At 49.4% G+C, this 23,083-nt stretch carries 26 protein-coding genes; 13 read left to right on the top strand and 13 right to left on the bottom strand.

The window, feature by feature from the left end:
• The first annotated feature begins 11 nt into the window (after positions 1-11).
• The 5 genes from ACZ5ZV_RS17245 to rfaE2 are packed head-to-tail and all read left to right on the top strand — an operon-like array spanning position 12 to position 3,565.
• A complete protein-coding gene (locus ACZ5ZV_RS17245) occupies positions 12-641 on the top strand; it encodes a hypothetical protein (protein WP_464118432.1) in 630 nt (209 codons plus the stop codon).
• Positions 634-1,533, top strand: a complete 900-nt coding sequence (locus tag ACZ5ZV_RS17250) for a 50S ribosomal protein L11 methyltransferase (RefSeq protein WP_464118433.1) — start codon at positions 634-636, stop codon at positions 1,531-1,533. Before ACZ5ZV_RS17245 ends, ACZ5ZV_RS17250 begins: the two co-directional genes overlap by 8 nt.
• Complete coding sequence (locus ACZ5ZV_RS17255) at positions 1,530-2,291, top strand: RsmE family RNA methyltransferase (protein WP_464118434.1); 762 nt, start codon at positions 1,530-1,532, stop codon at positions 2,289-2,291. The genes ACZ5ZV_RS17250 and ACZ5ZV_RS17255 overlap by 4 nt, the downstream gene beginning before the upstream one ends.
• A 14-nt stretch (positions 2,292-2,305) precedes the next feature.
• Positions 2,306-3,088: a metalloendopeptidase gene (locus ACZ5ZV_RS17260; protein ID WP_464118435.1), complete on the top strand. Its 783-nt coding sequence runs from the start codon at positions 2,306-2,308 to the stop codon at positions 3,086-3,088.
• Between the two features lie 9 nt (positions 3,089-3,097).
• Positions 3,098-3,565: a D-glycero-beta-D-manno-heptose 1-phosphate adenylyltransferase gene (rfaE2, locus tag ACZ5ZV_RS17265; RefSeq protein ID WP_464118437.1), complete on the top strand. Its 468-nt coding sequence runs from the start codon at positions 3,098-3,100 to the stop codon at positions 3,563-3,565.
• Between the two features lie 148 nt (positions 3,566-3,713).
• Here rfaE2 and ACZ5ZV_RS17270 read toward each other — a convergent pair whose 3' ends face one another.
• The 8 genes from ACZ5ZV_RS17270 to ACZ5ZV_RS17305 all read right to left on the bottom strand — a co-directional run bounded on the left by ACZ5ZV_RS17270 (position 3,714) and on the right by ACZ5ZV_RS17305 (position 11,836).
• Positions 3,714-4,457: a hypothetical protein gene (locus tag ACZ5ZV_RS17270; RefSeq protein WP_464118438.1), complete on the bottom strand. Its 744-nt coding sequence runs from the start codon at positions 4,455-4,457 to the stop codon at positions 3,714-3,716.
• Between the two features lie 45 nt (positions 4,458-4,502).
• A complete protein-coding gene (locus ACZ5ZV_RS17275; RefSeq protein WP_464118439.1) occupies positions 4,503-5,552 on the bottom strand; it encodes a hypothetical protein in 1,050 nt (349 codons plus the stop codon).
• A 130-nt stretch (positions 5,553-5,682) separates the two neighbouring features.
• Entirely contained in the window at positions 5,683-6,051 is a 369-nt protein-coding gene (locus ACZ5ZV_RS17280) for a YkgJ family cysteine cluster protein (RefSeq protein WP_464118440.1), read from the bottom strand.
• Between the two features lie 12 nt (positions 6,052-6,063).
• A complete protein-coding gene (locus tag ACZ5ZV_RS17285; protein ID WP_464118441.1) occupies positions 6,064-7,200 on the bottom strand; it encodes a polysaccharide deacetylase family protein in 1,137 nt (378 codons plus the stop codon).
• Positions 7,201-7,206: 6 nt separating this feature from the next.
• On the bottom strand, positions 7,207-8,628 hold the full coding sequence (locus ACZ5ZV_RS17290; protein ID WP_464118443.1) for a GumC domain-containing protein: 1,422 nt from the start codon (positions 8,626-8,628) through the stop codon (positions 7,207-7,209).
• 102 nt (positions 8,629-8,730) lie between these two features.
• The gene (locus ACZ5ZV_RS17295; protein WP_464118444.1) at positions 8,731-9,999 is read right to left on the bottom strand and encodes an MFS transporter; all 1,269 of its coding nucleotides are present in this window, start codon (positions 9,997-9,999) and stop codon (positions 8,731-8,733) included.
• Entirely contained in the window at positions 9,996-11,279 is a 1,284-nt protein-coding gene (locus ACZ5ZV_RS17300; RefSeq protein WP_464118445.1) for an O-antigen ligase family protein, read from the bottom strand. The genes ACZ5ZV_RS17295 and ACZ5ZV_RS17300 overlap by 4 nt, the downstream gene beginning before the upstream one ends.
• Positions 11,280-11,281: 2 nt before the next feature.
• The gene (locus ACZ5ZV_RS17305; protein ID WP_464118446.1) at positions 11,282-11,836 is read right to left on the bottom strand and encodes an SLBB domain-containing protein; all 555 of its coding nucleotides are present in this window, start codon (positions 11,834-11,836) and stop codon (positions 11,282-11,284) included.
• 111 nt (positions 11,837-11,947) lie between these two features.
• On the opposite strand from ACZ5ZV_RS17305, the gene ACZ5ZV_RS17310 reads away from it, so the two are divergent.
• Positions 11,948-12,979 carry a hypothetical protein gene (locus ACZ5ZV_RS17310; protein WP_464118448.1) on the top strand — a complete coding sequence of 344 codons (1,032 nt, stop codon included), beginning with the start codon at positions 11,948-11,950 and terminating at the stop codon, positions 12,977-12,979.
• 34 nt (positions 12,980-13,013) lie between these two features.
• On the opposite strand, the gene ACZ5ZV_RS17315 is transcribed toward ACZ5ZV_RS17310, so the two are convergent.
• The gene (locus ACZ5ZV_RS17315; protein ID WP_464118449.1) at positions 13,014-14,123 is read right to left on the bottom strand and encodes a 3D domain-containing protein; all 1,110 of its coding nucleotides are present in this window, start codon (positions 14,121-14,123) and stop codon (positions 13,014-13,016) included.
• A gap of 147 nt (positions 14,124-14,270) precedes the next feature.
• Between ACZ5ZV_RS17315 and ACZ5ZV_RS17320 the strand changes: the two genes are divergently transcribed.
• Positions 14,271-15,560: an Hsp70 family protein gene (locus ACZ5ZV_RS17320; protein WP_464118450.1), complete on the top strand. Its 1,290-nt coding sequence runs from the start codon at positions 14,271-14,273 to the stop codon at positions 15,558-15,560.
• Positions 15,561-15,667: 107 nt separating this feature from the next.
• Complete coding sequence (locus ACZ5ZV_RS17325; protein WP_464118452.1) at positions 15,668-15,955, top strand: DUF3817 domain-containing protein; 288 nt, start codon at positions 15,668-15,670, stop codon at positions 15,953-15,955.
• 233 nt (positions 15,956-16,188) lie between these two features.
• Here the strand turns inward: ACZ5ZV_RS17325 and ACZ5ZV_RS17330 are convergent, their stop codons facing one another.
• The 4 genes from ACZ5ZV_RS17330 to folD are packed head-to-tail and all read right to left on the bottom strand — an operon-like array spanning position 16,189 to position 20,512.
• Entirely contained in the window at positions 16,189-17,493 is a 1,305-nt protein-coding gene (locus tag ACZ5ZV_RS17330; protein ID WP_464118454.1) for a class I SAM-dependent rRNA methyltransferase, read from the bottom strand.
• 3 nt (positions 17,494-17,496) lie between these two features.
• A complete protein-coding gene (locus tag ACZ5ZV_RS17335) occupies positions 17,497-18,597 on the bottom strand; it encodes an esterase-like activity of phytase family protein (RefSeq protein ID WP_464118455.1) in 1,101 nt (366 codons plus the stop codon).
• 1 nt (position 18,598) lies between these two features.
• A complete protein-coding gene (locus tag ACZ5ZV_RS17340) occupies positions 18,599-19,639 on the bottom strand; it encodes a Rieske 2Fe-2S domain-containing protein (RefSeq protein ID WP_464118456.1) in 1,041 nt (346 codons plus the stop codon).
• Between the two features lie 18 nt (positions 19,640-19,657).
• Positions 19,658-20,512, bottom strand: a complete 855-nt coding sequence (folD, locus tag ACZ5ZV_RS17345; RefSeq protein ID WP_464118458.1) for a bifunctional methylenetetrahydrofolate dehydrogenase/methenyltetrahydrofolate cyclohydrolase FolD — start codon at positions 20,510-20,512, stop codon at positions 19,658-19,660.
• Between the two features lie 251 nt (positions 20,513-20,763).
• Here folD and ACZ5ZV_RS17350 point away from each other — a divergent pair, with 251 nt between their 5' ends.
• The 5 genes from ACZ5ZV_RS17350 to ACZ5ZV_RS17370 all read left to right on the top strand — a co-directional run bounded on the left by ACZ5ZV_RS17350 (position 20,764) and on the right by ACZ5ZV_RS17370 (position 23,082).
• Positions 20,764-21,048 carry a hypothetical protein gene (locus ACZ5ZV_RS17350; protein WP_262553026.1) on the top strand — a complete coding sequence of 95 codons (285 nt, stop codon included), beginning with the start codon at positions 20,764-20,766 and terminating at the stop codon, positions 21,046-21,048.
• Positions 21,049-21,142: 94 nt separating this feature from the next.
• A complete protein-coding gene (locus ACZ5ZV_RS17355; RefSeq protein WP_464118459.1) occupies positions 21,143-21,415 on the top strand; it encodes a Flp family type IVb pilin in 273 nt (90 codons plus the stop codon).
• A 6-nt stretch (positions 21,416-21,421) separates the two neighbouring features.
• A complete protein-coding gene (locus ACZ5ZV_RS17360) occupies positions 21,422-21,754 on the top strand; it encodes a hypothetical protein (RefSeq protein ID WP_464118460.1) in 333 nt (110 codons plus the stop codon).
• An 8-nt stretch (positions 21,755-21,762) separates the two neighbouring features.
• The gene (locus ACZ5ZV_RS17365; protein ID WP_464118461.1) at positions 21,763-22,506 is read left to right on the top strand and encodes a hypothetical protein; all 744 of its coding nucleotides are present in this window, start codon (positions 21,763-21,765) and stop codon (positions 22,504-22,506) included.
• A 96-nt stretch (positions 22,507-22,602) separates the two neighbouring features.
• The gene (locus ACZ5ZV_RS17370) at positions 22,603-23,082 is read left to right on the top strand and encodes a hypothetical protein (RefSeq protein ID WP_464118462.1); all 480 of its coding nucleotides are present in this window, start codon (positions 22,603-22,605) and stop codon (positions 23,080-23,082) included.
• The last annotated feature ends 1 nt before the right edge of the window (position 23,083 follow it).

Consider the following 23,083-nt stretch of genomic DNA (forward strand, 5'->3'; position numbering starts at 1 on the left):
AGGGTTTTCTTATGATGTTCTTAATTGCATTCCTGTTGGGACTTTCGACGCCATCGCAGGCCGCTGACATGTCAGTGGTGGATGTGCGCAGAAACATCACGCTGTCTGAAGAAGACACCGTCTACAAAGACTTCTACATCAATGTCACTCCCGGCTCTGACTTAAAGAAGAATCTGGTGGTCACCGCCGTCCGAAAAATCAACGTGCGTGATGCCAGTGGTGCCAATGCTGTTGGTGAAATCATGGTCCCGGTGGGACAACTTAAAATCATCGCCGTCTATGACCGTGTGGCCGTGGCACGCGAATTCACCCTGCTATCCAGGGATGAGCTCCCCATGCTGGAGCAAATTGGCATTATGACCGGCGACCGCATTGATCTGGGGGGCTCGTTTATTGACAACTCCAAACCCAAACGGCGCAAGGTTGCCGAAGCTGATACCCCGGCCGCCACCCCCTCCCCGGCAGTGACCGTGGTTCAGACGCAGGTTATTACGACTCCCAACCTGGCCCCAGAGACCGCCAACCCTGTAGTTTCTGCAAACCCTCCACCAGTGACATCCACGGTGGTTCAGGCGTCCCTGCAAACCGCAGAAAAGCTTGAAAAATCGGTGGTTTCTGATAACACCACTCGGAATGAGTGACACAAATTCCTACTTCCGTATCCGCCTAAGCCAGGTTCCTGCTGAACTTGAAGACATCATCACCACACATTGCTTTGAATGTGGCGCTTCGGGCGTCACTGAAGCCTTGACGTTCACACAGCCTGATCTGACTTATGATCCTCAAATTCTTCACGTGCGTGCCCATGAATTGGACGTGTTTTTTCCAGAGCGCCCGGGCTGCAATTTCTTTGATGGCCTGATCGAACTTAACGAAGACATCAAGTGGCATATCCATGAAGAAGAAACCAAAGACTGGTTGGAAGAATGGAAAAAGGGCTTCAAGCCGTTCAAACTTGTCGGTGACTTCTGGGTTGTCCCTTCCTGGCTGACGCCTCCTCCAGAATGCAAACATCCGATCTATATTGATCCGGGCATGGCTTTCGGAACAGGCACTCATGCGACCACTCAGATGATGGCTTTTTTCATTCACAAGCTGGCTGAAAAATACAAAGATCAAATCGGCAACTGGACGATGTTGGATGTCGGCACTGGCACAGCCATTTTGGCAATGCTGGCAGAGATGGCCGGTATGGGCCTGGTCACCGGGATCGAAATTGACCCTGAAGCCCGCCGAGTGGCGCGCGAAAATATCAAGCTCAACAAGGTGGAACAAATCTCCATCCCCGAGTCTTTGATCGAAGACCTGCGTGAACAGTACGATGTGGTCGTGGCCAATATCATCGACGGCGTTCTGATCAATATCAAAAAAGACCTTATGCGCGTTCTGAAACCCGGTGGTCACATGCTGCTAACGGGTATTCTCGAAGAGCGTGACAACCACTTCTTCGAAAAGTTCCTGGAAGGCTCGGGCCTGACTGTGATCCGTCGCCTTGAAAAAGACGAGTGGGTTGGTTACTGGGTTCAGTCATGAGACGTTATTGGATCGACAAAAAAGATCTCTTTCAAGATCAGGTGAACTTCACCGGGGATGTGTTTCATCACATCTTCGATGTTTGTCGTCAGGAAGTGGGATCCAAATTTGAAGTGCTGACTGAAGACAGCAAAGCTTACTTCGTTGAAGTCACCCAGGTTTCCAAAAAGACTGCCACCGCGCAGATTCTTGAAACTCGGGATATCCCAGCTCTCAAAGAACCTCACCTTCATCTTGTTCTTTCTCTGTCCCGCTTTCCCGTGATGGATGCCATCATGGAAAAGGCGGTGGAAATGGGCGTTTCCAGCATCCATCCCTTCTTCTCTGAATTTAGCTTCTTGAGAAAAGGGGAAAAGCTGTCGGATAATAAAACCGATCGCTGGGATAAAATCGTCAAATCCGCCACTCAACAAAGTGGACGTGGCGACCTGATGAAGATCCATCCGGCCATTCCGTTTGAAAAGATCTCGGATTTAATTAACCGAAATGACGCCGGTGTGGGTCTATTTGCTTATGAGGGTCCGGCGACTCTAAGCATCAAGGATTATGTCACCAAAGTTAAATCTGACCGTCCTCAAGGGATCAAAGACATCTGGATTATCGTGGGCAGTGAGGGGGGATTCTCTCACCGCGAGGTTGAGGAATTCCAAAAACTAGGCCTTCATCCAGTCACCTTAGGGCCCCAGGTTCTGCGAGTTGAAACGGCTTGCATGACCTTGGTCTCCGTCCTAAAGTATGACTTTGATCTGATGTGTTGATTTAAGGAGAAGGCATGGATCCTTTTGAGGAATTTGAATTTAAGCCGCTCACCGATGGTTTGGGTTTTCACAAGAAAAAACAAAACAATGCATCCGCTCAGGATAAAGCTGAAGCTTTCTCTGTCAGCCCGGTTCTTAAGGATAAAGGTCTAGAGCTTATCGAAGAAGCTTCAACGGATCCTCTTCGTCCACCACTTCCTCGCAAAAAAGCCTCCCCTGTCCCACCAGCTCCGGGTTCATTGACCGAAGTGGGCGGTGATGGTGCGGCTTCATCCACAGCCGTTGATGAGATCCTGAAGACACTGCAAAAAAATCGCCGTTTGGATTTGGACAAAGCGCCTCAAAAAATCACTGGAACGGCAGCCAGAGAAGAATTCAAAAAGACGACCTGGAGCTTCTCGGCAGCGCTTTTGGACGGAATGTTAGTGATCGCTGCGAGCTTGCTGTGCATGATCATCCTTTTGGTGATCACTAAAGTGGATCTGATCGGCAATCTGACCAATCCAGATGCTCAAGGCATGATCTATCTTTCCACCTTCTGCCTGTTTGCGGGTGTGGCGTTCATTTATCTGACAGTGAATCGTATCTTTGTGGGCTGCACTCCGGGAGAGTGGGCGTTTGATCAAAGAATCGGCAAGCCGGAAGAGCTGAACAAAGCCGCTTACTCTTTGAAAGTGGTTGCCCGCAGCCTGCTCGTGATCGCGACAGGTTTCGTGGTGATGCCAATTCTATCTGTTCTGTTTAATAAAGACTTCGCAGGCGCTATCACCGGCGCACAGCTTTACAAGAAAGCATAAAAGACATCTATGGGTCAGGTTTGCACATTTGAAAATATTGAAGAAACTCTGGCCCCGATTCGCGCTCAAGGCAAAAAAATCGTTTTCACCAATGGCTGCTTTGATCTTCTGCACGTAGGGCATGTTCGCTACTTGCAGGAAGCCCAGCGCCTGGGCGATATCCTGGTTGTGGGTGTGAACTCTGATGCCAGCGTCAAACGCCTGAAAGGCCCTACCCGCCCGGTCCAAATTGAAAACGACCGCGCAGAGATTCTGGCAGCCTTGGGTGCTGTGAATTTCACGGTGATCTTCACCGAAGACACACCCGAAAATCTGATTCACAAAGTGAAGCCTGACATTTTAGTCAAAGGCGGCGACTGGAAAATTGACTCCATCGTCGGCGCGCCGTTTGTTATGTCCTACGGCGGAAAAGTCATGTCCTTGCAGTTTGTGGACGGAAAATCCACCACCAAACTCATCGAAAAAGCCCAAAAATAAAAAAGCCTATACAAATAAATTATTTAGATCGGTCAAAAAGGTCCATATGCAAGGCGGAGGGGTCCCGCTGAAGCGCAGGCGTGCTCAATGCACGTCGGAGCGAAGGCGGTCCCCCGACAACGCAGTCGGATGGGCCTTTTTCACCGATCTAAAAGCGGAAGCCTATTTTGGCGCTATAGACCGAGTCTGAATAGCGATCAATTTGCATCGCCAAGAACATCTTGGAAATATCGATGTTAAGCCCAAACACAGCGTGATCCTCGACGACATCCTGAGTCACCGTATTCTGATCGGCCGTGATGCCGTCCGCTCCACCGATGAAAGTTCCTGTCGCACGAACACGTCCAAATCCCGTATAGATGGCAAGTCGATCCATCGCCACGGTCGCAATCAGATCCAGCCCCATCGTGGAAACATTGATCAGGTTGGAAAAACTGGCTCCACCACCATACAACATCGCAGTCAGACTCAAAGGAAAGAAGCTGGCTTCATAAAAGCCCCAGCGCAACTGAGCGCCGTAGTTCTGCATTTTCTCGCCCTGAATCGTGGGTGTGAAATAAAACAGGGTGTCGATGTTGTAGTAAAGGCCTTTGCCGACAGTCAGGGTGTAGAAGTTAAACTCCCCTTTGTCTTCGGTCTTGCTTCCCAGGCTTGCCAAATCTTCGGCGGGAATAAATTCAGAGGACAGTCCCACTTCAATTCCGGTGTAACCACCCAGAGGATAGGGATTGTCCAAAATCTTGGAGGCCGAACCAAATCCCAGTATCTGCAGGGCGCGTGTCTGATCTTTGGCGTCCAAATTTCTAGGCAAATCTGTAGCCGCAAAGGCCTGAGAGGTCCCAGCTATCAAAGCAATCACAAGAATGTTTCGCCAGAAATGAAGAAAGCCCATAAATATGGGCTTATTCTCGTCGAAAACAGGCGGGCCTGTCCAGTTTTAAAGAGCCGCAACGGCCGAGGTTTGGATTTGACTCAAGGCTGCAGAGGCCAAGCTGGCGATTTCACTGTCCTGGCTTTGCGCCAACTGCTGGAAGACGGGGATAAACTTCGCATACCCAGCCACAGAGTTAATAGCCACATCACCGCGAGACCCACGGGGATCATTCAAGTTCGTGCCCGCCTTAGCCGCCACATAACCTTCCATCACGACCTGAGTTGCCACCGTCACTAATTCTGAATTGTCGCTTTTTAGAACTGACATCAGAATTCCCATGCGACCGGAAACCGCATAACTCAACATGTAGGAATGAAGCTTTGTCTGCACTTCCGGAGCCACCTGATCGAAATACTGAGCGGCCACGGCGAAACTTTTTTGACTGTAAGTGCCCTTCAACGCCGCCAAGCCCAGATCCTGCGTCTCTGTTTTATTGCTGCGAAGAAGCTCTGTCACGATTGTATAGAACGTCTGATCATCCACTTCTTTTGCACTGTAAGCGGCAATCAGCTTATCCAGGTTTTCTTTGGTCGGCTGAGCCTGCAACAGGGCTCTCCACTGGTCACCAGAAAGAGTGTTCTTGGTGTCAGTCGTATTGGCTGTATTTGTTTTGTTTGTATTTTGCTGATAGTTCTGCGGAACATTGCCATCACCCACGGTGATGTCGTCAGAGGTCAAACCAGAAGCCGGCGCTGCATCGACCACATTCACTTCCACAGAAGGCTTTTTGATAGGAGTCGGAGTTTTCTTAGAATCCGCTTTCTTGGCAACAGCTTTTGCCGGAGCCTGCTGAGGCGCTGCCGCCTTTGCATCCACTTTCTTTTCGTCAGCTTTCTTCTTTGCAAACGGATTCTTATAATCGCGAGAAATCTCTCGATCCCCCAGATCAAACAACGCCGCCAGAATGGATTTAGGACGAGGCATCTCGTAGATCACTTCCATTTCACCGATAGCGCTTTGAACAGGGGACTTCAGCAGATAACCCATCCCGCCAATCATAAGAAGGGCAAAGCCTGCGATCGCGATTTCGAGTTTTTTATCTGTGAAGCTCATAAGGGCCTCCTGTTCTTATCAGGAGTAAGAGCAGCGCTTATGCCACTTCAGAGCGAATATAAAGGCCTTGGCACGCCCCACCCTGAGACAGAGCCCAACAAGAGCACCCCCCTGTCAGAATTTTCGACAACTAGCCCGGGCAGAACCCCGGACGGGGGCCAATGGAAGGGAACTGACGGCAGGTGTCCGGACGCTTCTCATAGACCGTACACAGGCGCGTTTTAGAATCTAAAAACAGGCAGTCCCGGTTGGCCTTCTGAGAGAGCATAAAGAACTCTGTCCCGGATCGATACGAGACGATAATGCCTTCTTTTATCAGTCGTTTTGCTAACTTTTTAATCGAGGTTTGGGCCTCATCCTCGGTGGCAACACCAAGCCGGATGAGGTCCGAGAGTTTGATTTCAACCGGCATGGTGCAGCAGCCGCCGAAGCAGCCATTGCACATCCCCGTCTTATAGGGCTTCCAGGTTGATGGACGATCGATATCCGTTTTTCTCATGAACTTTTAAAACTATGGCAGTCTTTTCTTAACCAGCTTGCTGTTGTATCGCGCAGACAAATCTGCGGGCTGAATTAGTACAATACTGTAGCCACGGTTGTAAAGCTCACGCAGGAACTGAGGCATGATTTCCGCCGTTTTCCTTTGGATGTCATGGAATAGAACCTGTCCACGACCTCGCTTTTCAATTTCCGCGATTGTGGTGCGCAGCAAGTTTTCATTCGTCTGAGCTCTCCAGTCATTGCTGTCGATAGACCAGAAGAATTCACCTGTGGAGCTGTTCTTCAGGAAGTTCTTCAGCTCCGGGGAACCCTCACCATAAGGGAAACGGAAGAACGGATCCACCCAACCAATGGCATCATAAACAGCCTGGTGTCCGCCTTTGATTTCAGCCACAGCTTCATCAAAAGTCAGGTTACGACCATTGGTCTTACGGCAGGCAGAGCTGCTGCCCAAGCACGCGTGTGTCGTCGAGTGCGTTCCGATAGAGTGGCCATCTGCCGCCACTCGCTTCACAATGTCAGGGTTTGCACGGACGGCCTTACCCATGTGGAAGAAGATCGCTTTCGCATTTACTTCCCTGAAGGCACGCAGGATTGCATCGGTGTACTGACCATTCGGACCATCATCAAAAGTGATGATCACTTCTTTGCGCGCCACATCCCCGGTCACTGCATAGTAACCCTTAGAAGTGTCGCGTTTTTGAATATTCGTCGGGAATTGGAAGTTGTTGCCAGAGTAAACCGCCTTAAGGGCGTGACCTGGAACTTCCAAAGTCTCACGTTCTTTGTCGAAGTGCTCATCCACCTTCTGTAACAGCTCCTCTTTACAAGAGCTGACCAAAGCACGGTTATTTTCATCACGGATTTCATTCTCAAAGATCGTCAAGGACTGACCATCAAGTTTGTTCAGCTCCGCGCACAACTCTTCTTTCATGGTTTCACGCTTTGTGGAATCAACCATGAACTCGTGGCGCCAGTTGGCGAACAAGGCTTCCGGGTTGGCTTCAGAGTTTTCCCATTCAACCAGGTTCTTAGCCTCTTGGTTGACCGTCACTGCCTGACGAACACTGCTGCCAATCTGACTTCCACACCCCACCAGGGAAGTCGCAGATAATAAAATCATACCCCCGAAAACAAACTTCTTCATAGTCACCTACTGCGAAACATCGGTCCCTTGACCGACATTAAGAACGTTCCAAGCCATCTTCTGCTGTTCGTCCTCGTTAACTTCATCCTTCTTGGTTTCCGGTTTCTTCAAACTAAACTTAATTTTGGAATTCTCGATAATCACCCGTGGATCCACAGAGTGATTGTCGAAAATAACCAGGTTGCGGGACGCCTGCGCTGTCACCACATGCGGATTCCACAGGTAACGGAAATAAATTACCAAGGAGCCCACAAACTGACTTAATAGCAATGACAACAGCCCCAGACTTAAAAGTCCGATCTGTGGCAATGTCGTCTCCCAACGAGCGCGCTCCAACACTTCAAAACGAGTGTCGATGGAAATTTTCATCGCATCCAATTTGGTCAAAGCTGTGCTCAGTTCCTTATAGCGGTTGAACTCCAGCTCGGACTTCTTTTTCAGGTCTTCCACCATTTGCGCTGCGAACGGTAGATCCTTCACTTCCTTCTTCAGGCGCGCAATAGAAGCCTGCACCTGACCAAGTTTCCCGGCCAGGATGTTGTTTTCAATTTTCAATGCTTCGATACGACCACCCACACCATAAAGGGCACTTTCCTTCTGCTTCCCACGTCCTGCTTGAAGGTAGTCGATCATTTTTCTATTTTCTGCCATCTTCAGTTTGATCTCATTGGATCGCACCAGAAGGTCAGACACGTAATCACCCATTTTATCTTTGGAAGCCAAAGGTAAAAGGTTTTCATCTTTATTCTGCATCTCCGCCAGTTGCTTCCCAAGGGCCACCAGCTTCTGATCAGCATCGACTTTTTGTTTGGACATGAAATCTTCCACACGGTTGATTTCCGCCAGTTCCCGTTTTTTCAGCATATCTGCCGCCAGTTCCGATGCCGTGTTCGAAAGGAACAAGGACATGGATTTTACGGGGGTCACAGCTGCCACACGGATCTCGAAATCTGAATCCAGATTTATGCGAGTCCAAGCATTCAGCACTTGCAATAATTGAACCCGGCCTTCAGGGTTGCCTTCCAGGTCCTTCAAATATTTGTCACGGAAGATCTCAAATCCTTTACGTTCCTCTAGAGTGATTTCCTGGCTGTTTCCGCGCTCTTCAATGCGCTTTAAAAGGGCCTCATAGAACTCACGGGTTTTAAGGTATTCGATGTGTTTGGATAAGACACTACTGCCTTTTTTTGACTCTTGAACAGATTTTGAAAGTCCATAGAACTGATTGGAAAAGGCTTGCAAAGAAGAGTTCTGGGAATCGTGAATAACTATCGTGGAATTCGCCACAAACGGAATTTTAACGATATAAACAAGAACACTGATAGCAAACAGCACGGCCGTAAAGACGGCAAACATCCGCCAATGAGATAAGTACAGTTTGATAATTTCGCCTACCGTGAGTTCCGGTTCCATATGCTGATCACTCATATTTCCCCACCTTTTCATCTAACAGACCGTAAGCATTGGTTGTGCCACCGTTTTTCAGCCTTGGCCTGTGTTTAATGTGCAATGAGGATTAAGAGTTTGAAATTACTTCACGGCAGGGCGCCCATTTGACAGCTTCCACAGCACAAGGACCGCCAGAATAAAAAGACCGCCCACCAGGGGGCCAAAGGCGAGACTCAATCGAAAATGCGTGGTCTCTGGCTCTTTTGTCAGCGCCCAGGTCAGAAGCTGTCCCGTAACAGCCAACGCCAACCCGCGAGAGATTTTGCCGACCATTTTCCAGACCCCAAAATACAGGCCCAGTTCGTCATGCCCGGTGCGCTCTTCTTCCGCTTTCACGATATCTGTCAGCAAGGACTCTAAAAGCACTGCCGAGCCCACCAGAATCCCTCCGATCAAAGAGGCCCACAGAAGGGCCCACCCCACCTGCTCCACTGGCAGGATTGGGTATATAAAGCAGCTGACCATTCCCAACAAAAACACTCCCCACATCAGCGCCTTGCGCTTGGGCACATAGCGAATCAAATACAGCCAGCCCGGAATCGACAAAGTAAATGAAAGCAGGAACAACAATAGAACGGTGGTGATTTCCGTCTCAGAAAATCGAAGACCTTCCCGATAAAAATAAAGCGCCACAGAGGAGTTAAAAGTCAGCCCGATATTGGCTACAAAGTAAGCCAGCAAAAGTGGTACAAAGTTCTTATTGTGCAAAGGCTGCCACATCGAAAACTTGGCGCTTGCTTTGCCCTCTGCCAAAGGACGGTTGTACTTCAGAGCCGTCAACCAGGACACCAGCGTGCCGATACACAACAGCCCAACAATCATCCATGCAGCCTGCGCGTAAGGTTTGGAATCTCTGGCTATCAAAAAATACCCTGGCACTGCGATACCAAAAATAGCGCCAAGATTTCCAAATGCCAGTCGCCAGCCAATCAAACGAGAGCGTTCGGCGGAATCCCCAGCCAGATCACCAACCAAAGCGGAATAGGGCACACTTAAACAGGTGTAGGCCGTGTTCACCAAAAGGGAAAACGTCAGCAGATAGAAAAACTTCGCTGTCATGGAAGTCATCGGAGGAGGGTTCAGCAAACCCATCATGGAAACCGATAAAAACACCAGCCCCCAGGGTAAGAACGAATAACGCTCTCCCCGACGGGATCGCACGCGGTCAGAATAATAGCCGATGAGCGGATCAATCAGCGCATCCCAAAAAATGGAAAGCCCCAAAGCCAGTCCGGCCCACGAAGAGCTCAATCCTACTTCCTGAGTATAGAAGACCAGCAAATGCAGACGCAGGAAGATTTCAACGCAGTTGATTCCCAATTCCGCAAAGCCGTAGCCAGGACCTTTCATTTCTTTCCTATCCTGGAGACCGACGCCGCAATAAAGCCAAAGACCATCCAATAAAGACGGTCGGCCATGCCCCCAATGGACAAGTGTATGTGATAGATAATGAGGATAGGAATATGGGACAGCAAATAGATCGCCACTTGCCGTTTAGAAATGTCAAAACTCAAAAGCGCTTTGAAAGAACCGACAACCATCAGAATCAATGAAATGCCCGCCAACACAAGAAGGGGCCAGCCACCGATCACCCCGGCCGAGATAAAGATATTATGCGGATCCTTCATGGCATTGTAGTTGGAAACATCCACCTCATTGCCGGCCGCAAATTTGGAAAGCAGTCCATGCCCCAGCCAAGGCTCCTGAAGGAAAATCTGGCTGCCACGCTCGACCTCTTCCCAACGGGAGGCAATGCCGTCCTGGGCCTCGCGAGATCCCAAAGAACTCTGGCCCGTCGCAATCCCGCGGGCGAAGTCATAGATCTGATTCCCAAAGAACAGGGTGAAGGTCACGAGCAAAGACAAAAAGGCAAACTTAAAGATCCGCCCTTGATTGGTTGCCGTTTTATGCAGAACCATCGTCACAACAAAGGCCATCAGGGCTGCCGCCGCGGAAGAGCGAGTTCCTGTCAGGATGATGGCCAGAAAACTTCCTCCAAGCACCAGGACATCCCAAACCTTATGTTTCATTTTGCTGTCGTCCAGCAAGGTCCCCAAAGAGAAAATAAAGGCCACGGTAGCACAGGTCACCATGTGGGGAATGTGTTTAAAAACACCAACAAAACGTCCCCCTTTGAAGACGGCACCTCCGGCCACCACCCACAAAAGCAAAGACATCAGCACCAGAACACCCGACCACTTCTGCACAAAGCGCATAAAGTCGCGAACATCCCAAAGACTTGGGATCAAAACCCCATAGACCACGATCATGAACAGGGACACCAGCAAGGCCCCCACCTGCATAACCGGGGACTCCTCTGTATTCACATAGCTGATCTGTAAAAGAGTCTGCGCAATCAGCGTCAGCATCAGAAGGAAGATAAAGAGCTTATAAAAGCCGCTGAGATGATGTCGGTCTCGTACCTTCAGCCATAACAAGGCCAGCGGAAGCCCCAGCAGAAAACACAGAAAGACGTTCACATACGGATGCAGCCCCTGCTGGAAGATCAGATAGGAAAAACTGTGTGGAACAGGAAGCAGAAAACTTCCCAAAGAAATTTTGGAGATAAACAGCAGGGCCACAAGGGCTTTGATCAAAAATAAAATTCGACCGTCGCGGGCCCCAACCATCTTTACTTCCCGGTGTTTTTATCAATAAGGACAGCCGTTAACACAATCCCCAGAACCACAGAAACGATCGTGATCCCTCGGGAGGCCTCGCTGCTGATCCAAGGAGTGCGTGGTGGAACATAGACAAAATCATCCTGCCCCAGTTTCAGATTCTTGCCCCCACCAAACTTGATGATTTTTTCAGCATCGACTTCGTATGCGCCCTGGTATTCATTGATAGCCTTCATTTTGAGGTCCGCCCAGGATTTCGGCTCTGACTTACGCACCAGAATCTCGGAAAGGTCCCCGCCATTGGTGGTTCCACCAGCCAACGTCAGAAGCTTGAGCAATTCCGTGTTAGCCGGAATGTAATAGATCCCCGGCTTGTAGACCGCCCCCAGCAATTGGACGCTGATTAAGGATTCTTTGGGGGAAGAGCGAAAGATATATTCTGAGGATTGTTGAGGTGGTTTGATGTCACTTAGCAACCCCAGTTCCTGCTGCCCGTAAGCGGTACTTACACAAGTGATCGTCATTAAAACAGCCATCGCAAACTGCAAAGACTTTTGGATACTCATTTTAACTCTCCCAAATCATGACTATTCAACACTGGACCTAAATCGAGAGGCTGGACTCATGTCAATAAATTTCGATGACTTGACTTCTGTCTGTGCCTCACAATGAAGTCTATGACGAACTCCGTTCCTGAGCACGAAAAACTTTTTGATGAGATCTGCAGCAAACTTAACGAGCTGGGCACCAACCCTGAAGAGGGTCTAGTCCCGCCTCCACCAAAGTATGAGCAAATGCAGGTTCAAATGAAAAAATTCCATTCAGACCTGAAAGGCAGCCAGGAAGAACTTCGCGAGAAGATCAAATCCCTGGAAAACGTGTCTTACGGCGCTGAAACGTTGGACGCACAACTGCAGCAATTGGCAAACCAATTGATCGCAGAGCGCGCAAATAACACCAAACTCAGTGGTGATCTGGCGAAGTCATTGGAGCTGAGTCTTCAGCTTCAACTGGAGATTCAAGGCCTGAAAGCGCGCGCCCTGCAAATGCAAAGCGAAGAAAAGAAATACAGCCAGGCTTTGTTTGAAAAGAACAAGCAACTGCAAAGAGACCTGGAACTGAATCAGGCCCTGAAAGACGAAACCGCGATGGAACTGATGAAAGCCAAAAGTGCTTTCGCCAAAGAACAGGAACTTTGGGAAGAACAGCGCGAACAGTTTGAAAAAGAAATTCACAGCCTGAAGGAAGAACGTCAGAACCTGCAACAGAACGTCGAAGAGCTGCAGATGACGGTGGCTGACAGAGACTCTACGATTTCCTCTTTGAACGAAGAGATTGAAAAAATCTCGACATCCTTTAGCGAAGTGGAAGCCTCTGCCCAGCAACAGAACGATGTCCTGAAGAACTTGATGTCGGTGGCTGAAACCAAGATCGTGGAAATGAAACTGGCTCTGGATAAAAAGGCTCTGGAAGCGCAGGACTACTACAGTCATCTGCAACAGGCCCTCACCCAACTGGGGGTTCTGAAGCAGGAAAATGGAGCCTTGAAAGAATACGTGGCGAAGCTGAACTACTACCACCAACAGGCTCAGCAGGCGCAAATGACTGTGGCGCAGATGGCTCAAGCCGCTGCCGCTCAGGTTCAAGGGAGCAGCTCAGTACAAATGCAGCACCAAGCCCCGCAGCAACAGCAACAATCCAATGTCTAAACGAAAAAAGCCCGGCAAGAACCGGGCTTTTTTTTTATTCTGTCACCGCATGTGGTGGCAGGCTTGGGAAGGCTCGGGAGGCCTGCACTTTTTTCGCCGCCTCCCCTTTGATTCTGTAGTAAGGGATATTGGTGTTCACGTCACCCAATCCAATTTTCTTAAACGGATTTTCAGAGTCATTCCAGCTGTAGTGACCAGAGAAAAAGTCAAAACGTCCCATTCCCTTGATGCCGCGACCCTTATCCCGAATGACAAAGTAACCGTTGTGTTTGCTTCCATCCGGAAGCTCCAAACCAACGACTGCAGGAACGAAGATCACTTCACCGGGTTTGTAGATGGTTAGATCCGCTGCCAAAGTATAGAACGGATCAAGACAGCTGCTGTTCACACCGTAACCGAAGCGACAACCATCTTCTGGAATTTCAAAGTAGCGATCCTGCCCGTCAAATCGGCCGATAATATTGAAGGTGTGCATTTTGCCTTTTTGAATGACACCGCAGGAACCCTGCAGGGAACATGCTGCCGCCGTTTTCGGGCAGACCTTCAACAGAGGCTTGCTGCCAGCTCCATGCAATGTTCTTCTGGTTTCTGGCTTACAGCCATTTTTATCTTCGTTAAGAATCGCAAAGAAATAGACTGTGGGCTTCAAAATCCCAGGCCCAACCACTTCACTGCGTGGAGCATTGGGAGTTTTAGAAAGTACAGGCTCTTCTGTTTTAGGTGCAGGCTGTTCGCTCTTTTTAGGTTCAGCCTTGGGCTCCGCTTTTTCTTCAGCAACCTCTGAAGTTTTGCCAGAAGTTTTTTCCTCGGTCTCTTTAGCAGGCTCAGCTTCATTCTTGGCAGAGCTGGACTTGGCTGGTGCCGGCGACGTTGTCTTAGTTGAATTGGCGTCTTTTTTGTCTTTGGCCGGGGCAAGAGTTTCCTGTACCACCTCTTCGTAGGTGTCCATGGCCTCTTCATAACCATAGTAACCACTGCTTCCCATATCTGCTTGCTGTGCAGGCCCTTGATCAACCTGCTGCCCGTAAGGCGAGCCCTGAGAATTCGCTTCAAAGGAAGTGACACCAACATTCATATTTCCACAAGCCGCAAGAGCCAGAAGAGTGAAAATTAGTGTAGGTATTTTAATATGTTTCCCTGTCATATTTAAACTCCTAACCTAAAGACAAGAGCAAGAATAACAATTCCCTGGGATCTTGCGGGAGATTTACGAATCACTTGAAAAGAAGAAAAATCCGGTGCCGAAAATAGTTACCTGTGAAATATGGTGCCATGTTACACTTGTAAGCCTATGAGCACAGACACTTATCTCTCTATTGACTTCGGGACCAGCAACTCTTTGGTGGGTGCCTACCATCAGGGAAAACGTTACGAGGCCCTCACGTTGGACAAAAAAGCCAACGATCCCACCATGATGCGCACACTGCTGTACTTCCCCAATCCGGACCTGTGCTATTACGGATCTGAGGCCATTGAGCAATACATTGAACAGGACATGGAAGGCCGCCTGTTTAGATCCTTCAAATCCCATCTGCCGAACCAGAACTATCTGGGAACCGTTCTGGACAATCGCATCCTGACTTTGGAAAGCATGATCGGGACCTTCCTGCTGGAGCTGAAAAAAAGAGCTGAACAAACTTTAGACACTTCGGTCGAAAAAGCCGTGATCGGTCGTCCGGCTCGTTATTCCATGGATTCCGTCGCAGATGGTTTTGCCCTTCATCGCATGCAGAAGGCCGCAGCCTTTGCCGGCTTTAAAGAAGTTCATTTTGTCCCGGAACCGCTGGCAGCAGCCTTTGATTATCGGCGTGAGCTGACAGCAGAAAAAATCGTTCTGATCGGTGACTTCGGCGGGGGAACGTCAGATTTCACCTTGATCAAACTTCGCCCTTCTGGTTTTTCCAAGGAAGATGTCCTGGCAATCGATGGTTGCCCCCTGGCGGGAGATGCTCTGGACAGTGTGTTCATGAGCCACAAGCTCAATGAGTATTTCGGCGCGAAATCCCGCTATCGACTGCCGATGGGAAGCAACGTGATGACGATGCCCAAGGGTGTGACCTTGCGTTTGAATCATCCGGCTCACATCGTTCACTTGAAAGAAAAAGACACCTACGAGTTCATTCGTGAGGTGAAGAAGTGCTCATTGACCGCCAAAGACGCCTCGGCGGTGGAAAGATTATTCATCCTTATTGAAGACCAGCAGATCTTCCCGTTCTTTGAGAACATCGAAAAAACCAAACGAGCACTTTCGAATTCAGAGGAAACTGAATTTACCTTCGACTATCCAGGCCTTGAAATTCGGGAGCACTTTACCAGCAAAATGTTTGTGGAATGGGCAGAAGAGACCCGACAGAATATATTCAACTCTTTGGATCAGTGCTTAAAAGACGCCAATGTCACCGTGGATCAGGTGGATTTAGTCTGCCTGACCGGAGGCACGGCCAAGGTGCCGTTCATCCAGAAAGAATTTGAAAAACGCTTCGGCCCACAACGTTTGCAGACTCAGTCCCACTTCCACTCGGTTCTTTCCGGACTGACCGAGGCCGCGGGATTCGTCGCCAATGGGCAGCAAGTTGTTTAAAAGATTGAGTTCTTACCAGACGCAGTAATATGTTGCGCCTCAAGAAGCACTTTTAAGCTGCATAATAGAGTAAAAGTGAGTATCAACCCCGTGTTGAGAGGTGATAAATGATTCAAGCATTCCGTATTCTAGGCTGGCTCGAAGGACTTTCTTTCCTGGCTCTTCTTTTGATCGCCATGCCCGTAAAATACATGGCCGGCAATCCCGCCCTGGTTAAGTCCTTGGGTCCCATCCACGGCTTCCTGTTCATCGGTTATGTCCTGATGGCGAACTTCATTGCCGGTGAATTGAACTGGTCAATGAAAACCAGACTTCTGGCTTTCGTAGCCTCTGTCTTGCCAGCAGGCACTTTCTGGTTTGAACGAAAGTATCTGGATAAAAAAGAAGTCGCTTAGTTAGGAATTGATATCTTCGCCTGTTAAAACAAATTGCAACGGCGCCAGGAAATTCACTCCCGTCTGCTCAATAAAGCCGCCTTAAAAGCCACGAGACCCAAGGATTCAAGGTCGGTCAAAAAGGTCCAGATGCGAGGCGGAGGTGGGCCCTCGCAGCGCAGGCGTGCTCCAAGCACGTCGGAGCGAGAAGGCTCAGCTCCAACGAAGTCAGATGGGCCTTTTTCACCGACCGCTTAATGAATATAGTGGACGTACATTTTTAGGTAGAAACCCTCTGGAAACTGCATGAGCGTCGGATGATCTGCCGCATGACCGCCGCGCAGAACGCTGCGAAGTTCGGCGTAGTTTCTTAAGGACGCCTTGCGAATGGCATCGCGGAAATCTTCTTCTTCCAAAAGTCCTGAACAGGAACAAGACGCGACAAAGCCGTTCTTTTTCACCAGACGGAAAGCGTGAGTGTTCATTTTCAAGTAAGCATGCTTCCCAATAGGAATGTCTTTTTTGGATTTAATAAACGCCGGAGGATCTGCAATCACAATATCGTAGTGCGTGCTGGCCAATTGGGTCAGCCCTTCCGACACGTCCATTTCATGCACGACGACTTCAGCACCTTCACGTTCCGCATTCTTCTTCGCGAACGCCAGAGCGGTCTTGGAGATATCCGCCAACGACACTTCCACCTCAAAGCCCAAAGACTTCAAAGCACGCGTGATCTGCGTGGACCAGTGACCCACATAGCAGCACAGGTCCAAGACGCGGATCTTGCGTGGGGTTTGAGTTTTCGCCCAGTTTTTGAAAAGCCCCACCGCTAGGAAGATATTATGAGTCTGATCCAGGAAGAAGCCCGTTTTTTGCCCTTCCACCAGATCGCAGCTCATCTTCACCAAACCTTCATCACCGGCGGCATTCAAAAGAATTTCGACATCGCGTAGATTCATCTCCGGAAGATCTTTGATCAGGCGCGGTTCTTCGACTTGCAGGCCTTCCAGCTTGCGCACACCCACGTCGTTGCGAATCACCACAGCGGTTTGTTCCCATGAAAACTCGGACAAACCTTGGGCATGGGCTTTTTCGGCCAAACCTTTAAAGAAGCCCTCGGCATCCTTTAAAGCTTCATTCATCCCAGCGGTCACCAGCTGGGCTGCAAACAACTGGGCCTTTTTGCCATTTTGTTCTATGACGTAGTAATCCAGTACCAAGCCCGGAATAAAATCAGATTCACCAAAAGCCAGACGGAAGCTGCCACGGAAACCTGCCGCTTTGCGCACGCGCCAAGAGTTGAAGATTTTTTCGTGAAGGAAATCAAAACTGGTGGGTTCTTTATCCTGACTATTAAAGCTCAAAGCCCGGAACGCAATCAAGGAATGAGGATTGCCGTATCCACGGGCCAGAAACTGCCCCTTTGCATCCTGAAGCTCCACCGGAGTTCCGGCAGGATGCCCTTTGGGACTTGCGGAAAGTTCATTGGAGAACACCCAAGGATGTCCGCTGCGAATTCTTTTATCAGCACCCGGACGAAGACGCCACACTGTCATCATAAACTATTCACCCTCAACTGCGAAAACCACTAACTCGGTGATTTCTTTTTTTGAAAAATTATTATCGGACATCACCAGCAAACTGCGACGTCCCTCGGAAAGTTTCGGTCCCCAGGACAAAGATTCAAAGTTTTGAACTTTTTTATCCTTGCGATCTTTCAGATCCACCTCAAAATCCACCAGCAGTTTTTTGCTGACTCCGGTGAACTTGGCCCCTTCCAGCTTATTGAAACCCGAAACATCACTGCCCTTGCTGAGATCCACTTCATACAAAGCCACCGTGTTGGCCCAGATCTTTTTGGGAAAAAGGCGAACGCCTCTTTCCAAAACCAGCAGCTTTGTATCACTGACCGCCAGAACTTCCGAAACCCCGCGGAAGACTTCCTTGCCGCCATGAGCATCCTTCAGAGGCTCAATGCGATAAGCGTACTCCCCCACCGGCTGAAAACCCTTTTCCGATTTCTCTTCGTACTTGAGAATTCGAATCCAGTCGCCTTTTTCTTCTTCGCCGATCACATAATCCTGAAAAAGAGAAGTTTCTACACCCACAAAGGCATGCTTGCCATCCGCGGTCACAGACAGCCCCTCGAACGCGGCATTGTTCTGCACACCTTTTTTCTGCTGCCCCGTCAGCTCGGGCAAAAACTTCTCCGGCACAGGCAGATCCGTCTTCCACGCTCCCGTGGCAGAGATCTGGAAAACTCTTGGCATTTCACGGGGTTTGGAGTCGTTATTGCCTTCAGAGGAAATCACCAGATCCCCGGAAGGAAGCCCAGCCAGTCCCTCAGGATCCAAAGAAGCCTTCTTTTCCCCAGTCGCCGGAAGCCCTGAAATAAAATGAACTTTCTGTGGTTTTAAAGTGACCTCGGAAGACGATATTTTTAAGTCGAACTCATAAAAACGCGGCTCGCCCATCCGGCCCTTATCATCGGAAAGCGCCAGCAGCTTGCCGTCGCGCCAGACAATGCCAGAAAGACCGCCAAGGGTGGTCTTTTGAAATTCCGTGCCTGTTGCGATGGACGTCTCCCCCACATAACTCAGGCTGAGTGCCTGAGCCTGTCCGCCCATGAATAAAATCAGCAGAGCGTGGGTCAGAAAAGACATACTAACTTCTCCAGCGAAGCTCTGTTTCTTTAACCGGGTGATTGAAGTCGCGCTTTTCCTGAAGATGATCATGATACTCGGTCTTTAAAGCGTAGTACCACTTCGCTTGGGTATCGGCGTCCTTAATCAGCATCAGACTTGGATCATAGCGAAGACCATCCTGCTGTTTGGTCACCGCATCCATGTCCTGTCCCAGGAAGGTTTTAGAGAAACTGTTGATCGCAGGCTTAATCAGACTCAACCATGGAATGTCCCAATACGCCAACTGAGTCACCCGTGTGTTGTTTTCATCCACCGGAGTCAATGCCGTGTAGGAATAGAAATTACGAGGCCCCACCTCGATGTGCTCGACGCGAACACACGGCAAAGTGAAAGTGATCTCGGTTGTCGGAGCTCCGCCTAAAATTTTATAGGCCTTGGAATTTTTCGAAGGCTGGTGGCGCACCATCTGGAAGCCGTAATTGACCGGAGCAAACTTCTTTTTCTTTTCAAGCATGGTCTTTTCAGAACGCCAGAACCAGCTCTTATGCACGTAAGGCCCGTGAGCAGGATCCATCAAACCAATCACCGCGTGATCGACGTGGCATGGGAAGTTCACCACATAGGTCAACTTCGGCTTCACGTCTGCAGGGAAGGCTTTCATCACCGGAATCGCCGGAGCCTTGGAAACATCGTAATCCTTGTCACCCACGAACACCCAGATCAAACCTTGAGCCTCGTGAACAGGATAACCGCGCACTTTGATTTTATTCGGATTTAAATCCTGATCAGGACACAGGGATGGAATCTCTGTGCACATGCCGGTGCCATCAAATTTCCAGCCATGGTAAGGACACTCAATTTGATCATTCACCACACGGCCATAGCTCAGCGGAATGCCACGATGAGGACAGATGTCGCGCATGGCGGAAACTATTCCATTGGAGTCGCGATAGAACACAATCGGTTCATTCATGATCTTGCGAGAAGTGGCTTTGTTCACAGCCAGCTCTGCACTTGGAAGTCCCACATACCAAACATTTTTCAAGAATCCACTGAACATAAAATCCTCACCTACAAACTAAAATCCGGCGCGCTTTTCCGCCAGCAGACAGGTGTTCTGCAAAAGCATCGCGATTGTCATCGGACCCACACCACCTGGAACAGGTGTTGCGGCTTTAACCCAGCCATCAAGTTCTTCAAAGCGGACATCGCCGCACAGTTTGCCACCCTGACCAGATCCGTGCATTCCCACGTCGATCACGATTGCATCCTTTTTGAAGTCTTCTTTCCCTAGGAAGCGAGCCTTACCGGCGGCCACCACCACAATATCTGCCAGTCGAGTCACCTCGGACAGATTCTGGGTTTTTGAGTGGCACAATGTGACTGTCGCATGCGCCTCTGTCAACATATGCGCCATGGGCTTGCCAACAATATTGCTGCGTCCGACGACCACCACGTTGCGCCCTTGAACAGAAATTTGATAGTGCTTCAGAATCTGCATGACTCCAGCCGGGGTGCAGGGACTGACAAAGGGTTTACCCGCAAAGAAATAACCCAAAGAGGCATAGGTCAGCCCATCGGCATCTTTTTCCGGCGATACCAGACGCAAAACCTCATCAGAACTTAAGTGTTTCGGCAGAGGGAACTGAACCAAAATCCCATCGACCTCGGGATCTGCATTGAGCTTTTCAAGGGCCTGGTTCAACTGGGCCTGGGTGGTCGTCGCCGGCATACTGTGAATCGTGGAAGTCATCCCCACCTTTTCGCAGGCAATTTTCTTGTTTTTTACATAGGTATGACTGGCGGGATCGTCGCCCACAATGACCACTGACAAGTGAGGGGGCCGACCGGTCTTATCTTTGAAGTTTGCAACCCGGGGAACAAGGGCAGAACGCACTTCCTTTGCGACTTCTTTTCCGTTAAGAATCAGCACCGAAAGACCTCCCGTTTTTGAAGTCTTAAATCTCCGCTATTTCCCAAAGAAATTCAATAGTTATTAGGAAAGTCCCCAGCCCCCATCGAGACCCGCCAAAAAGGTTCATATGCAAGGCGGAGGTAGGCCCTCGCAGCGCGGGCGGGCCCCACATTCAGATAGGCCTTTTTCACCACTCTAAGGGGCTTTTTTTCTTGCTTCCGCCCCCTCCTCCGTTGTACAAACCCTTTAAAACACTAGGGGATTTTCGAATGGCTGAAAAAGTAAAACTCTCAAAAGACGGTAGTTCCATTGACTTCGTTCAATCTGACAGCCTTCCTACGTCTCTAAAAAAGTTCCGTCAAAGTCCTGAGATCGAGGGCTTCTATCGCTTTATCTTCGAAAACGACCTGCAAAAAGAAGCTTTCGATATTTTGGATCGTATTATCTTCCAGCGTAAGGCGAAAAAAGCCGGCGCTAAGAAAGAGGCTGCTGCCGCTGCTAAAGAAGAAAAAGCTGCTGCTAAAAAAGCCGAAGCAAAAGGCAAAAAAAAATAAGCTTACAAAGTCCGGATCTTCCGGACTTTCTTTTTTGGTTTAAACGCACCCCACAGCCGTACAGACCTTGCTAGGCCTCCCATTCGGAGGTTCTATGAAAAACAAGTCCCATATTAAAAATAAAAGAGGCCAAGGTTTGGTCGAATATCTGATTATCGTGGCGATCGTTGCTATCGGCAGCATCTCGGTCATCAAAGTTGTCGGCGCCAATATCGACGTTCAATTTGCCAATGTGGCCCAAGCATTGGGCGGTACGGACAGCCGCAAAAAGACTGCACACGCTGTGACTGAAAGCATGTATAAAAAACGCGATTTCAGTGATTTCTTTGAAGGCTCAGTCAACGACTCCAAAGCCGACAAAAAGTAAATCAGCATGAATTTCCTGAAGACACAACAAGGACAAGGTCTGCTGGAATCCGTGCTGGTTTTGCCCTTACTTTTCCTGCTGGGCAGCGTGCTGACTGTACTGCTGTATCGATCTTTGGTCTTTTATATCGCCGACTATCACCTGCACGAGGCTCTGCTTTGCGGAGCCTCCGAAACGACTTATTCCTGCGAAAGTCACCTGAAGAATCAGATGCGTAAAATTCTTCCAGCCCAAACGGTCGTGGCCGTGCGATTGCAAAAATACCGAGCCTCCGGAGAAGTCACCATTCATCTTCATCCGGCGATGAAAATCACCAAAGAGCTGACTCTTCCACACTAGGACCCCTCATGGCATCATTAAAATCAAATCACGGCTTTGCTGCGATTCTTATTGTGTCTTTACTCCCTTGCCTATTGGCGGGATTTTTTCTAATCACAGTCCTGATGAGTTTTCTGCAGATCGATCTGGAGCTGAAACATCGATGCCGCACGGGAGGACTCAGTGGCCAGGCCGCTGTCCGTCCTCATTTGACAACTCTGCTGGCGCTGAACCCTCTGGCGACAACCTTGAAAATGCAGGAAACCGTCTTACTGACAAAACTAGCGACAGCCACCGCCGCGGGGAACCTGCCTCTTATTGCTGCCTTGAAAGTCAAACTGGCTGCGGTAAAGCAGAGGCAGCAGGAACTGGACATCCGCCAAAAGCAGCTTATCCAGCAAAGCAATATTTCACTGGCTCGCCACCACAGCTCCACTGGCTATCAGATTCGACAAAGATCGATGGAAATACAAAACCGATTCTTTTTTTTGAACTTAAGCCTTCGCGCTCTTCCCGAAAGCCCGCCTCGTCTGGCTGTCCGTCCGGACTCACCGGATATTGCTCCGACTTACAGCCCCGAAGAAAATTTTGAAACACGTCAGGCCCTGGCCCACCGTTGGCAGTACCAGCTCACGCCGCGCGGGCCTCTGTCTTACTTTCTATCTGGTTCATTCCAGTTCGAAAAAGCTTGCGCCGTCACATTAACCCGGGAAGTACGTGGATGGAGCACTCTGATAACAAAGGGCAAATACTCATTGAAGTCTGTCTGGTGATGAGCCTGATCTTCTTAATATTTTTTGCCGCTATTTCAAAAATCTCTGAACTTAAAACCGCCCAACGCAAACACCAGTTTATCAAGGAGAAGTCTTATGTTTCAAAAGACACTTTCCCAGTTAAAAAGTAATTGGCCTTTAACAGGTTTTATTCTTGTTGGATTGGTGGCCTTTATCTCAAGTCCAAAATCCGAAAAAGAGGATGCGCTTCAGACTGTTCCTTCACCGGCTTCTGTAGACACCTACATCCCCCGAGGTTTCGTGCTGGTGCCTTTGGAAATCAGCAACGCTGAATCCCTGGCTTCCCTTGTCGGCGACATGGGAGGCGTCGTGGATCTTTACCTGGCCTCCAACGATCGGCAAAAAGGCGGGCTGAAAGTGGGCAGCAAACTGAAGCTGCTGCGAGCCCCACTGAACCCTGACCAATACGCCGTTTTGGTGAAAGACACTGAAAGTCCCCGTTTGCTCAGCTTCAACGGTCCCTTTATCGCAGTCGTGCAAAACCCCGAAGAAAAAGGCACCGAGGTCACCAAGTCGACTTCTGTTCAGCGACTAAAAGTGGAATATCAAAACTAAG

The sequence above is a fragment of the Bdellovibrio sp. HAGR004 genome (genome assembly GCF_055397015.1).